The organism is Ralstonia mannitolilytica, assembly GCF_000954135.1.
Lineage (GTDB): Bacteria > Pseudomonadota > Gammaproteobacteria > Burkholderiales > Burkholderiaceae > Ralstonia > Ralstonia mannitolilytica.
On sequence record NZ_CP010800.1, the window covers coordinates 1,233,577 to 1,246,742 of the forward strand.

9 protein-coding genes and 1 pseudogene are annotated in these 13,166 nt (G+C 65.0%); 1 reads left to right on the forward strand and 9 read right to left on the reverse strand.

Annotated features, from left to right (window positions below; translation table 11 throughout):
• Nucleotides 1-9 precede the first annotated feature (9 nt).
• From TK49_RS22055 to TK49_RS22080, 6 genes are all read right to left on the reverse strand, one after another.
• On the reverse strand, nucleotides 10-1,665 hold the full coding sequence (locus TK49_RS22055; protein ID WP_045220085.1) for an OFA family MFS transporter: 1,656 nt from the start codon (nucleotides 1,663-1,665) through the stop codon (nucleotides 10-12).
• 367 nt (nucleotides 1,666-2,032) lie between these two features.
• Nucleotides 2,033-2,533: an Hpt domain-containing protein gene (locus TK49_RS22060; protein WP_233902621.1), complete on the reverse strand. Its 501-nt coding sequence runs from the start codon at nucleotides 2,531-2,533 to the stop codon at nucleotides 2,033-2,035.
• 65 nt (nucleotides 2,534-2,598) lie between these two features.
• On the reverse strand, nucleotides 2,599-5,694 hold the full coding sequence (locus tag TK49_RS22065) for an efflux RND transporter permease subunit (protein WP_045220087.1): 3,096 nt from the start codon (nucleotides 5,692-5,694) through the stop codon (nucleotides 2,599-2,601).
• Nucleotides 5,695-5,696: 2 nt separating this feature from the next.
• Nucleotides 5,697-6,860 carry an efflux RND transporter periplasmic adaptor subunit gene (locus TK49_RS22070; RefSeq protein ID WP_045220089.1) on the reverse strand — a complete coding sequence of 388 codons (1,164 nt, stop codon included), beginning with the start codon at nucleotides 6,858-6,860 and terminating at the stop codon, nucleotides 5,697-5,699.
• A gap of 4 nt (nucleotides 6,861-6,864) precedes the next feature.
• Entirely contained in the window at nucleotides 6,865-8,118 is a 1,254-nt protein-coding gene (locus tag TK49_RS22075; RefSeq protein WP_045220508.1) for a TolC family protein, read from the reverse strand.
• A gap of 276 nt (nucleotides 8,119-8,394) precedes the next feature.
• Nucleotides 8,395-8,784: a MerR family transcriptional regulator gene (locus TK49_RS22080; RefSeq protein ID WP_045220091.1), complete on the reverse strand. Its 390-nt coding sequence runs from the start codon at nucleotides 8,782-8,784 to the stop codon at nucleotides 8,395-8,397.
• A gap of 89 nt (nucleotides 8,785-8,873) precedes the next feature.
• Between TK49_RS22080 and TK49_RS22085 the strand changes: the two genes are divergently transcribed.
• Nucleotides 8,874-9,296, forward strand: coding sequence for a hypothetical protein (locus TK49_RS22085; RefSeq protein ID WP_045220094.1), 423 nt, complete (start codon nucleotides 8,874-8,876; stop codon nucleotides 9,294-9,296).
• Here the strand turns inward: TK49_RS22085 and TK49_RS22090 are convergent.
• The 3 genes and pseudogenes from TK49_RS22090 to TK49_RS22100 form a co-directional block, all read right to left on the reverse strand.
• Nucleotides 9,293-9,568, reverse strand: a pseudogene (locus TK49_RS22090) (BON domain-containing protein); the annotation flags it as partial. The gene TK49_RS22085 and the pseudogene TK49_RS22090 overlap by 4 nt on opposite strands.
• A gap of 33 nt (nucleotides 9,569-9,601) precedes the next feature.
• Nucleotides 9,602-12,568 carry a Tn3 family transposase gene (locus TK49_RS22095; protein ID WP_045220097.1) on the reverse strand — a complete coding sequence of 989 codons (2,967 nt, stop codon included), beginning with the start codon at nucleotides 12,566-12,568 and terminating at the stop codon, nucleotides 9,602-9,604.
• Nucleotides 12,569-12,570: 2 nt separating this feature from the next.
• On the reverse strand, nucleotides 12,571-13,131 hold the full coding sequence (locus TK49_RS22100) for a recombinase family protein (protein ID WP_003124096.1): 561 nt from the start codon (nucleotides 13,129-13,131) through the stop codon (nucleotides 12,571-12,573).
• Nucleotides 13,132-13,166: the final 35 nt, after the last annotated feature.

Genomic DNA, 13,166 nt, shown 5'->3' on the forward strand with positions numbered 1-13,166 from the left:
AATCACGTATTAGGAGAACAGAACGGCAGCTTTTTGGAGTGTAATCCAAACCCCCCAGCCCAACGGCAGCCCCACGGCGGCCCAGGCCAGCACCACGGCCACGGCCGAACCCGGATGCGCCTTCCATTCCAGCGACGTTTCCGGCGCAGCCACCGACGGCGTCGGGCTCTTGCTTGCCGCAGCGTGACGCTGCTCGTCGAGTTGCGCTTCGGTCATGAAGTGCTTCGCGTTGACGGGGCGCACCAGCAGGTTGCAGATGAAGCCGAGGATCAGCAGGCCGGCCAGGATCATCATCGTGATGTCGTACACGGCTGCGCGTTCCACGCCATGGGCGATCTGGTATTCGCGCAGGTAGTTCACCAGCACGGGGCCCAGGATGCCGGCCGTCGACCACGCCGTGAGCAGGCGGCCGTGGATGGCGCCCACCATCTGCGTGCCGAACATGTCGGCCAGATAGGCCGGCACGGTCGCAAAACCGCCGCCGTACATCGACAGGATCACGCAGAAGGCCAGTGCGAACAGCGCGATATTGCCGGTGTGCGAGGTCCACGGAATCGATGCATATAGCACGAAGCCGAGCACGAAGAAGACCGCGTACGTCATCTTGCGGCCCAGGCGATCCGACAGCGATGCCCAGAAGAAACGGCCGCCAATGTTGAACAGGCTCAGCAGACCCGTGAAGCCCGCGGCGATGGCTGCGATCTGGCCTTTTTGCGCGGCCGTCAGGTCCATGAACGACGTCGTCACGCCCAGCAGCTTTCCACCGAAGACTTCCTGCAGCAGCGGCGAGGCCATGCCCAGCACGCCAATACCGGCCGATACGTTCAGGCACAGCACGGCCCAGATCAGCCAGAACTGCGGCGTCTTCAGGGCTTCATTTGCGTGGACGTGGCGTTGCGTGACCATCGTGTCCTTCGCCTTGGCGGGCGAGGGCGTCCAGCCGGCCGGCTTCCAGCCCGTGGGCGGCACCCGGTAACCGAGCGCGCCGGCCATCATGAAGACGAAGTAGATGCCAGCCAGCACGATAAACGTTTGCGACACGCCCACAGATTCGGGCGTCGCAAACAGCTTCATCAGGCGATCAGCCAGCGGGGCGCCAATCATTGCGCCGCCACCGAAGCCCATGATGGCCATGCCGGTCGCCATGCCGCGCTTGTCCGGGAACCACTTGATGAGCGTCGACACGGGCGAGATGTAGCCCAGCCCCAGGCCGATGCCGCCGATCACACCCGAGCCCACCCACAGCAGCCACAGCTGGTGCATCTGGATGCCGAGCGCGGAAATCAACAGCCCGCCGCACCAGCACACGGCCGAGACGACGCCGGCCTTGCGCGGGCCAACGCGCTCGAGCCAGCCGCCCCACATGGCAGCGGATGCGCCCAGGAACACGAAGAACAGCGTAAACATCCAGCCAAGGCTGGAGACGCGCCAGTCGCAGGTGGTGGTGAATAGCTCGGCGATCAGCGAGACGTCGGCGCCACAGGTGAGCGGCTTGGTGATGCCCAGCGCGCGGCCAAGCGGCAGCCAGAAGACGGAGAAACCGTAGGCCATGCCGATGCACAAATGGATGGCCAGCGCGGCAGGCGGAACCAGCCAGCGGTTGAAGCCAACCGCGGCGACGGTGCGCTCGCGTGAAAAAAATGGATGCAGGACTGCTTCGGACATCGAATCCCCCCGGATAAGTTGAGTGCCCGTGTTGTGACGTAATGCGGTAGACGGCCGCACAGGTCGTAGCCGGTACGTACCCGCCGGTTGCAGAGGCACTGCGCCGACGTTGCCCGCGACAATAGAGGTGCGGCGTGCTTTACATCAATAGCTGATGTTGCCCGTTGTATTGCGGATCACGCAACGTACAGCCGAATTGTGTCTTTTATGCGGCCGGGAACATAAATGATGCCGCGCGTCGCCGCCGTTGCGGCAGGCCCGCTCCGGAATAACGTTGACGAGGCGGGGAGGCGCAGCGCTGCGCAAAGGGCAGGCCAGTACTTCGGAGAGTGCCGTGGGGGGGCGGATGCAACGACGCGGGTACCGGTCACGCACCCGCGACCGGCGCATCGGGCCACACACAGTCGCGGGCCGCTTGGCGGAACTGGTCTACCAGGCCGCGCAACGCGGCGAGGCCGGTGCGCATGGCCGCTGTGCGTTCGTGATGCGGCCCGACGCCTTGCGCCGTGCGCTCGATGGCGCGTGCCGCATCGCCGATGGACAGATGCCCCAGCATGCGCGCGGAGCCGACGATGCGGTGCGCCGCCTCGATGATGTGGGCGTCTTCACCGCCGCGGATGGCCTTCTCGAGATTGCAGAGGTCCTGTTCGACCGTGTCCGAGAACAAATCGATGATGAAGCGCCATTGCTGCAAGTCGTTGCCGAACAGTTCGGTGAGGGCGGCGATCACTTGCGCAGGGAGTCTGGCGGCGATGTCGGCAGGCGTGGAGGCTGTGGGTTGCATGGTGGCGTAGAGGCGATCAGGGCATACGCACTGTGCCCGCCGAGCCTGCATGCAGCCATCGGAATAATCCGATTCAGCCGGCACCGGAAACAAATCGGGCGCACCGTCGGCAGCCGGCGCGCCCGCTTGTGTTGATTACCGCCGTCGCATCAGGGCAGCATGGCCGCCGTCGGTGTCACGTCGGGCTCGCGCGGGGGCGTACCGCGATGGCGGTGCGCCCACGTGAACACCACCGGCAGAACCAGCAGTGTCAGGATCGTCGTCGTCACCATGCCACCGACGATCACCAGCGCCAGCGGACGCTGCGCCTCCGAACCGATGCTGTGCGACAGCGCCGCGGGCAGCAGGCCCAGGCCGGCCAGCATGGCCGTCATGATCACGGGCCGCAAGCGCAGCGCAGCGCCTTCCACCGTGGCTTCGCGCAGGTTTTCGGATTGCGCCAGGCGGTTGACGTACGAGATCAGGATCACGCCGTCCTGGATCGCAATGCCGAACAGCGACAGAAAGCCGATGCCGGCCGAAATCGACAGCGTCTCGTGGGCGATGTGCAGCGCCAGCAGCCCGCCGATGGCGGCAAACGGCACGTTCAGCACTACCATCAGCGCGTCCTTGAAGTTGCCGAAGGTGCTGTACAGCAGCAGGAAGATGACGAGGATGGTCAGCGGCACGATCACCATCAGCTTGCCCTGCGCGACCTTCATCTCGTTGAACTGGCCGTCCCACTTGACGGTGTAGCCCTCGGGCAGGGCGACGTTGCTGCCGACCACGCGTTGCGCCTCATCGACCGCGCTGCCCAGGTCACGCCCGCGCACGCCAAACTTGATGGCGATGTAGCGCTTGCCGAGTTCGCGGTAAATGAAGAACGGGCCGTCGGTCATTTCCACCTTCGCGACCATCGACAGCGGGATGCGCTGGCCGTCTGGCGTGTCGATCAGCAGTTCGCGGATGGCGTCGTACGATGCGCGGGCCTGCTGGTTCAGGCGCACCGCGAGCCCGAACGATTTCTCGCCTTCCAGGATCTGCGTGACCGGCGCGCCGCCGATGGCGTACTGCACGAGGCTCTGTACATCGCTCACGTTGATGTTGAAGCGCGCCGCCGCCTGGCGGTCGATGGACACGTTCAGCGTCGGCTGGCCAAGCTCGCGGAAGATGCCCACGTCCACGAGGCCCGGCACTTTCTTGAGCTGCGCCTGGATCTCGTTGGCCTTGGCTTCGAGCACGTTGAGGTCGTTGCCGAACAGCTTGACGGAGTTCTCGCCCTTCACGCCGGAGAGCGCCTCGTCCACGTTGTCCTGGATGTACTGCGAGAAGTTGTATTCGATGCCCGGGATCTTCTCCAGATGCTTTGACAGGCGCTCGACGAGCTTGCCCTTGGTCATGCCATCGGGCCACTTGTCGGGCGCGGCAAAGTACAGGCCGTACTCCTGGTTGAATACGCCCGTGGAATCGGTGCCGTCATCCGGGCGGCCGATCTGCACGGAGACCTGCCTGATTTCCGGCTGCTTGACGAAGTACGCGCGCAGATCATTCGCAACCGAAGCCGAGTAATCCAGGTCCACCGTATTGGGCAGCGTGATGCGCAGCCACAGGTTGTTCTCTTCCAGCGTGGGCAGGAACTCCGTGCCGAGGAAGGTGGCGCTGTACAGCGTGAGCAGAAGCGCCGCGATGGCCGTGGCGAACACCGCCATCGGCCGTGCGATCAGCTTGCGCAGCAGCGGCTTGTACCAGCGCAGGATCGCCGTGATGAACGCGGGCGAATGCGGATGCAGCGTCTTTCCGAAGACGAACGACGTGGTAGCCGGCACGAACGTCAGGCTCAGCACGATGGAGGCCATCAGCGCAAAACCCATCGTGAACGCCATCGGCTTGAAGATGATGCCCTCCACCCCGCCGATGAAGAACAGCGGCGAGTACGCCACGATGATGATGCCCGTTGAGAAGATCATCGCGCGCTGGACTTCGCTGGTGGCCTTGACGATGGCGTCGTCCAGTTTCTGGGCGCCTTCCTCGAGGTGACGCATGATGTTCTCCATCACGATCACGGCCGCGTCGACGATCACGCCAAAGTCGATCGCCCCGAGCGAGATCAGGTTGGCCGGCACATGGAAGTGTTCCATGCTGATGAACGACACGCACAGCGCCAGCGGAATCACCGCGGCCACCACGGCCGCCGCACGCAGGTTGCCGAGGAAGACGAACAGCACCGCCAGCACCAGCGCAATGCCCACCACCAGCGTGTGTTCCACCGTACCCATGGTGATGTCGAGCAGCACCTGGCGGTCGTAGAACGGCTTGACCTGGATGCCCTTCGGCAGGATGCCGTTGTTGAGCTCGGCCACCTTTTCGCGCACCTTGGCCAGCACCTCGCTGGCATTGGCGTCGCGCTTGAGCAGCACGATGCCTTCCACCACGTCGGGCTGGTCGTTGTATTGCACCTGGCCCAGGCGCTGCACGTTACCGACCTCCACCTCTGCGATATCACGCACGCGCACCGGCACGCCGTTGTTGGCGGCCACCACCACGTTGCGGATGTCGTCCACCGTCTGCAGCAGGCCGACGCCGCGCACGACGAACTGCTGCTCGCCCTCGCGCAGCAGGTTTCCGCCGGTGTTGTTGTTGGCATTGCCGATGGCGGTGATGAGCTGCGACAGCGTGATGGCGTACGACTGCAGCTTCGCCGGCGACGGCACGATGTGATACTCCTTCACCTTGCCGCCGAAGGAGCTCACATCTGCGACGCCCTGTACGTGCTTGAGCTCCTTGGTGATGTCGTAGTCCTGGTAGCTCTTGAGCGTAGTGAGGTCCACGCCGTCGCCCACGAGGCGAAAGCGCATGATCTCGCCGGTCGCGTCCGAGTCGGGGCTCAGCGACGGCTGTACGCCGGTCGGCAGGTTGGCGCTGGCCAGGTACTGCGAAAAGTTCTGTCGCGCCTTGAAGCTGTCGGTGCCTTCCTTGAACTTGAGCGTCACCACCGACAGTCCGAACAGCGACACCGAGCGGAACGACTGCACATCGGGCACACCAGCCAGCGCATTCTCGATCGGGATGGTGATCTGCTGTTCAACTTCCGTCGTGCTGCGGCCCGGCCATTGCGTGATGGCCTGCACCGACAGCGGCGCCACGCCCGGATACGCCTGCAGCGGCAACTCGCGAAATGACAGCACGCCCGCCACCAGCAGCGCGATCGCCAGGAAGACGATCAGCAGCCGGCGCTTGAGGATGCCCGCGATGGGGTTGAAGCCCATGCCTACGCCCCCGCCTTGACGATCATCTCGTTGAGCAGCGCGGCGCCGCGCACGACCACCTGCGATGAGGCATCCAGCCCCGCCGTGACCGCAAAGTTGCCGTCGGTACCGGTGTCCTTGCCCTGTACCTGGACGCGCTTGAAGTGCCTGGCGTCGCTCTGCACGATCACGTAGTAGCTGCCGTGGTCTTTCACCAACGCCGATTTGGGCACCACCGTGGCCAGGCCGCTGCCGGTCTGGATGCGCGCCGTGGCGTACATCTCGGGACGCAGCAGGCCGTCGGGGTTAGGCACGTCGCAGCGCACCGTGAGCGTGTGCGTGGCCGGATCGATGTTGGGCGCGATAAAGCTCACGCGGCCCGTGAACTCGCGCTGCGGATAGGCGGCGGTGTGCAGCGAGATCGGCTGCCCGATGCGCACGCTGGCAATGTCGTTCTCGTACACATTGCCGGTGAACCAGAGCACACGCGTATCAACGATGCTCATGAACGAATCGCCGACGTTCAGGAAGGCGCCCGGGTCCATGTTGCGCTTGACGATGGTGCCCGAGATGGGCGCGCGCAGCGTCAGGTGCTCGGCCGGTGCGCCGCGCCGGGCGATCTGCGCGACTTCCGCGTCGTTCAAGCCCAGCACGTGCAGGCGGTTCGCGGCGGACTGCGCCGTCATGTCGGCGTCGTCCTGCAATTCCTTCATGTTCGAGCTTTTGAGCTGGCGCGCGGTATTCAGTGCGAGCAGGTATTCCTTCTGCGCAGAGACGAAGTCCGGCGCGTACAGCTCGGCAATCGGCTGGCCCTCGCGCACCTGCGCCCCTTCGAACTGCAGGATCTGGTCAAGCCGGCCGGCCACGCGAGCCGAGGCCAGCTTCGTGCGCTCGGCGTTGTAGGCCAGCTTGCCCGGCGTCGACAGCTCCACCGGCACCGCCAGCTGGCTGACCTGCGCCACCTTCACCTGCTGCGGGTCAAAACCGCCTTCGGGGATCTCGACCGAGTCGGGTTTCGGGCGCGCGGGCGCGTTGCTCGCCAGCGTGGAGCCGGCGCCCAGGGTCGGCCTCGTCGTGTCAGCGGGGGCAGCGGCCGGCCACTTGCGCCCGACCACCACGCCCACGGCAACGGCAGCCGCAAGGGCGATCACTGAAACGACAGTGGCGAGGGGAGAGAACGTCTTCATGGTCTTATTGAGCTTGAACGGGCGATCGGCCCGTGGCCGCGAGCAGCGCGTGATAGGCCTGCAGGGCCGTGGCCTGGGCCTGGGCGACCGCCAGCTCGGCGTTGCGCAGCGCGCCCTGGGCGGTGAGCAGATCGTTGAAGTCGGCGTTGTTGCTGGCGTAGTTCGTCATCGTCACGCGATACGCCGCCAGCGCCTGGGGCAATTGCCGCTGCTTGTTGAAGTCGAGCTGTGCAAGCGTCTGGCGCAGCGTGTTGTAGGCCGTATCGACCGCGAGCAGCGTCTGCTGGCGCACCGACACATCGTTAGCCTCGGTGGCAATCTGGCTCTCCACCGCCTGGTTCACGCCGTACTTCTCTTTGGTGAAAAACCAGAACGGGATGATCACGTCCAGCTCGATCTGGTAGCTGTTCGGGCGCACGCCGTAGGGCGGGTTGTCGGTGGTGACGGTGGCGATGACCTGGAAGTCGGGCAGGTAGGCCTTGCGCGCCAGCGTCACGCTCTTGCGCGCGGCGTCCATCAACTCGGCCGATGCCTTGATCGACGGATGCTCGCGCAGCGCCTGGTTCTCCAGCTCGGGCAGCGGCTCTTCGGGCAGGTGCACGGATTCGTCGTCGGCGCGCAGCACGAGCGGAAAGCTCGGCTCCTTGCCGATCAGCGTGTTGAGCGTCTGCAGCGTGCTGTCGTACTGGCGCTGCGCCGCGAACAGGTCATTCTGGGCGCTGCTCTGCATCACCTGCGCGTTGAGGTAATCGGCGTACGCCGCGGCGTTGTTGGCGTAGCGCACCCGCGCGATCTGCTTGACCTGCTCCAGGCGGGTGATGGTCAGCTTCTGCACATCGATCTGCTTCTGCAGCGCGATCGCCTGGTAATACGTGGTCGAGAGCTGCGCATACAGCTGCAGGTACAGTGCATCGGATTGCGCGTTCAGCGATTCCGCCTGGCGGTCGGCGATCTCGGCGGCCAGCGCCTTCTTGCCCGGAAATGGAATCTGCTGCGTGAGGTTGTACTGACTGCCGCCCGCGCGGTTGACGGCCAGCGGGAAGCCCTTCGGGATGCTGTTCCAGATGTAGCCGAGCTGCGGGTTGTTCGGCGCCGCCAGTTGCGGCGGGATCGACTTGGCCGACAGGTAGTTGTGGCGCGCCTGGATGAGCTGCGGATTGTTGCTCTTGAGTTCCTGCAGCAACTCAACGAGGTTGAAGCCCGGGCCCGTCACGCCGGGCACGGATGGCTTGATCGGCGGCATGGCCGCCACCGGCAGGCTGGCTGCCGCGGGTGCCGGCGCAGCGCCCCATGCAGCGGCAAGTGGCAGGCACGCCGCCGCGCACAGCACGGCCTTTACCAGCGGATGGAACGCAACCCGATGTTTCACTGCAACTGACTCCCCTTGTAACGGGAGCGTTTTTACTGGCGCGATCTTTCAAGCGCCTTTCACGACTCAGCCTGTCGTCACGACGCATGAGACCGCCCGCAAACCGCCCCCGCAGCGGCAGTCTGCGACAGTCATATGACAAAACAAGGCGGCCGCAGGGCGGGCTCAGGTGGTTGCGAGAGGGCAGCGCATGCCGACGCGCGCGGCAAGTGCGTCGCGCATGGCTTGCAGGCTCGCGATGCGGGCGTCGATGGCCGCCAGCTTGTCCCGAAGCAGGGCCGCGACGGCCGCATCGGTGTCGGGCTGCTGCCACACCTGCGTCATCCCGTCGCCAATTTCAGCCAGCGTGAAGCCAAGTTGCTGGGCCGTCCGCACATAGCGGACGAGCTCCACGGTCTGCGCCGGGTAGGCGCGATAACCGTTGCTGCGCCGCCGTGCACGGATCAGACCGCGCGCCTCGTAAAAACGCAGGCCATCGCGCGATACGCCCGTCGCGGCAGACAGGTCGCCAATGGAAAGCTCGTCTCGGTGTGGGGGCAGGGGCGGGTGTGACATGGCGCTTTGACAAGGATCGGGACTTGACCCTTGAGCGTACACCAGCCTTTAACGTGGCGGCTCATCCACTTTACAACCGGAGTTTCGCCATGGTTTCCGAATCGACGTTCGTGCGCCTCGTGCGGGCCAGCGGCTGGTACGACCTGATCGTCACTGCGCCGTTTGCCACGCCGTGGAGCTTCATGCTGCTGCACCACGCGCTCAATGCGGTGGCGGGCGTGCTGGGCATTGCCGGTCTGCCGCCGTTTGAGCCGGCGCACATGCTGATGGCCAACCTCATGGGGTCGGTGGTGTGCGTGTGGTCTGTGCTGCGGATACGCCACCCCAGCGTTGCGCTGGGCCGGTATGACGCCGTTGCGCGCACCCTGTTTGCAGCCTGGCAGGGATACGCATTGGGCTCGGGCGCCACGCTGCTGGTGGTGCCGTTCATGGTGGCCGAGGCTGGTTTCGGCCTGCTGCAGGCCATGCCGGTGCGGCGCGTGCCCGTCCACACCGGGGCGCAGACGGCCTAGCGGGCAGCCGGAGCGCTGGCCGGTGCCTCGGGCGGCAAACCCGCCGGAATCAGCGGCCCGCCGCCCAGCACCTGCGAGCGCGAGAGCACGCGCAACTGGTTATCAAATTTGGCCGGGTCGACGAAGCGCTTGACGTCGTCGCCCGCACGGCGGGCCATCTCGGGCGTATCGACCCAACCCGTGAGCGTGACCTTGCCTTCCGGCGTGGTGTGGATGCGGATCTGGCGCGGGTTGAGGGCCGTGTCGTAGTCCAGCGCCGCCTTGACCTGGTAGGGGTCGCCTCAGAAAACGGAAAATAAAGCACGCTAAGCCGGTTGCAGCGGTCGTAGCGGCCTGAACTTGCCCGCGCCGATCTTGGCGCTGCTGCGCCAGAGGTAATCGCCGGTGAGGTTGATGTGCTCCCAACCGAGCGGCGACAGGTACTGCAACAGCGCGTCATCAACGGCATGGCCGTTGCCACGCAGCGCGTGCGCAGCCCGTTCCAGATAGACCGTGTTCCACAACACGACGGCAGCCGTTACCAGATTGAGGCCGCTAGCCCGGTAGCGCTGCTGCTCGAAACTGCGGTCGTGGATTTCACCCAGGCGGTTGAAAAACACTGCCCTGGCCAGCGCATTGCGCGCCTCGCCCTTGTTCAGGCCGGCATGCACGCGGCGGCGCAGTTCCACGCTTTGCAGCCAGTCCAGGATGAACAGCGTGCGCTCGATGCGGCCCAGCTCGCGGAGCGCCACGGCCAGGCCGTTCTGGCGTGGGTAGCTGCCGAGCTTTCGGAGCATCAGGGAGGCCGTCACCGTGCCCTGCTTGATCGAGGTGGCCAGCCGCAGGATTTCGTCCCAATGGGCGCGGACGTGCTTGATGTTGAGCGTGCCGCCGATCATGGGTTTCAGCGCGTCATAGGCGGCGTCGCCCTTCGGGATGTAGAGCTTGGTGTCGCCCAGGTCGCGGATGCGCGGCGCGAAGCGGAAGCCCAGGAGGTGCATCAGGGCGAAGACGTGATCGGTGAAGCCCGCCGTGTCGGTGTAATGCTCCTCGATCCGCAAGTCGGACTCGTGGTACAGCAGGCCGTCGAGCACGTAGGTCGAATCGCGCACGCCGACGTTCACGACCTTGGTGTGAAATGGCGCGTACTGGTCAGAAATGTGGGTGTAGAACGTCCGCCCTGGGCTGCTCCCGTATTTCGGGTTGATGTGGCCGGTGCTCTCGGCCTTGCTGCCGGTGCGGAAGTTCTGGCCGTCCGACGATGAGGTGGTGCCGTCGCCCCAGTGCTCGGCGAAGGGATGGCGGAACTGTGCGTTGACCAGATCGGCCAGCGCCGCCCCGTAGGTTTCGTCGCGGATGTGCCAGGCTTGCAGCCAAGCCAGCTTGGCGTAGGTCGTGCCGGGGCAAGACTCCGCCATCTTGGTCAGGCCCAGGTTGATCGCGTCGGCGAGGATCGTGGTCAGCAACAGGTTCTTGTCTTTGGCCGGGTCGCCCGATTTCAGATGCGCGAAATGCCGAGTGAAGCCCGTCCATTCGTCCACCTCCAGCAGCAGTTCGGTGATCTTGACGTGCGGCAGGATCATTGCCGTCTGGTCGATCAGCGCTTGGGCGGTGTCGGGTACCGCCGCGTCGAGCGGCGTGATCTTCAAGCCTGACTCGGTGATGATGGCGTCCGGCAGCTCGTTGGCCGTCGCCATACGGTTGACGGTGGCAAGCTGTGTTTCCAGCAGCGTCAGCCGGTCGTTCAGGTACCGGTTGCAGTCGGTGGCCACGGCCAGCGGCAATTCGCTGGCCTGCTTGAGGCTGGCGAATTTCGCGGGCGGCACCAGGTAGTCCTCGAAGTCCTTGAACTGGCGCGACCCCTGCACCCAGATGTCGCCGGAACGCAACGCGTTCTTCATCTCCGACAGCGCGCACAGTTCGTAGTAGCGCCGGTCGATGCCGGTGTCGGTCATGACCAGCTTCTGCCAGCGCGGCTTGATGAACTCGGTCGGCGCGTCGGCGGGCACCTTGCGGGCGTTGTCGCTGTTCATGCCGCGCAGCACCTCGATGGCGTCGAGCACGTCCTTCGCGGCGGGAGCGGCCCGCAGCTTGAGCACGGCAAGGAATTCCGGCGCGTAGCGGCGCAGCGTGGCGTAGCTTTCGCCGATGCGGTGCAGGAAATCGAAGTCCTCGGGCTGCGCAAGCTTCTGCGCTTCGGTGACGCTCTCGGCGAAGGCATCCCAGGACATGACGGCCTCGATGGCGGCGAACGGATCGCGGCCCGCCTGCTTGGCCTCGATCAGCGCCTGGCCGATGCGGCCGAACAGCCGCACCTTGGCGTTGATCGCCTTGCCGGACGCCTGGAATTGCTGCTGATGCTTGTTCTTGGCGGCGTTGAACAGCTTGCCCAGGATGCGGTCGTGCAGGTCGATGATTTCGTCGGTGACGGTGGCCATGCCCTCGATGGCAAGCGCCACCAGGGTGGCATAGCGTCGCTGCGCCTCGAACTTGGCCAGGTCGGCGGGCGTCATCTGGCCACCCTCACGGGCGATCTTGAGCAGGCGGTTCTGGTGCACCGACCGCTCGATGCCAGAAGGCAGGTCGAGCGCCTGCCACGCTTTGAGGCGTTCGATGTGTTCCAGCATGTGCCGCGAATTCGGTTTGACGGGCGATTGGCGCAGCCAGGCCAGCCAGGTCGTTTTGCCGTTGTCCCGACGCTTGAGCAGATCGTCGAGGCGGCGGCGATGCGCGTCCGACAGCGGTTCGGCCAAGGCATCGTAGATGCGCCGGTTGGCGCGGGTGATTGCTTCGGCGCTCGCCCGCTCGACGGCGTTGAGGGCAGGCAGAATGACCGACTGCTGCCGCAGGTGCTCGATCAAGGTGCTGGCCAGCACGATGCCCTTGTCGGTCTGCAAGGCCATCTCGGTCAGCAACTGGACGGCCTGCCGGTAGTGGCCCATGGTAAAGGGCTGGAAGCCGAACACCGTTTGCAGTTCGACCAGGTGCTCGCGCCGGGTCTGCTCCCGCTGCCCGTATTCGTCCCAGCTTTCGACGCTGACCTTGAGCTGGTCGGCGACCAGTTTCAACAAGGGCGGAAACGGCGGCTCATCGACGCCCAGGATGACACCAGGAAAGCGCAGGTAACAGAGCTGCACGGCGAAGCCCAGCCGGTTGGCCGGGCCGCGCCGCTGCCGGATGATGGAGAGGTCGGTTTCGCTGAACGTGTAGTGACGGATCAACTCATCCTTGGTGTCCGGCAACGCCAGCAGGCTTTCGCGCTCGGCGGCGGACAGGATTGAACGACGTGGCATATTTACTGATCCGTTCTCAAGTATTGATACAGGGTTTCGCGACTGATTCCGAATTCACGAGCCAGCTTGGTCTTTTGCTCGCCAGCCTCGACACGTTGGCGCAGTTCGGCAATACGCTCAGACGACAGGGATTTCTTCCTGCCACGGTAGGCCCCGCGCTGCTTGGCGAGCGCGATGCCCTCGCGCTGCCGCTCGCGGATCAAGGCGCGTTCGAACTCGGCGAACGCGCCCATTACCGACAGCATCAGGTTCGCCATCGGCGAGTCCTCGCCGGTGAAGGTCAAATGCTCCTTAAGGAACTCGATGCGTACGCCGCGCTGGGTGAGGCCCTGCACCAGGCGGCGCAGGTCGTCGAGGTTGCGCGCCAGACGATCCATGCTGTGCACCACGACCGTGTCGCCTTCGCGCACGAAGGCGAGCAGCCGTTCCAGTTCGGGCCGCCGTGTGTCCTTGCCCGACGCCTTGTCGGTGAACACTTTATCCACCTGGATCTGTTCGAGCTGCCGTTCTGGGTTCTGGTCGAAGCTGCTGACGCGGACGTAACCGATGCGCTGACCGTGCAAGGTATCCTCCTGAGGGAAATGTGTCAGGAAGAAAT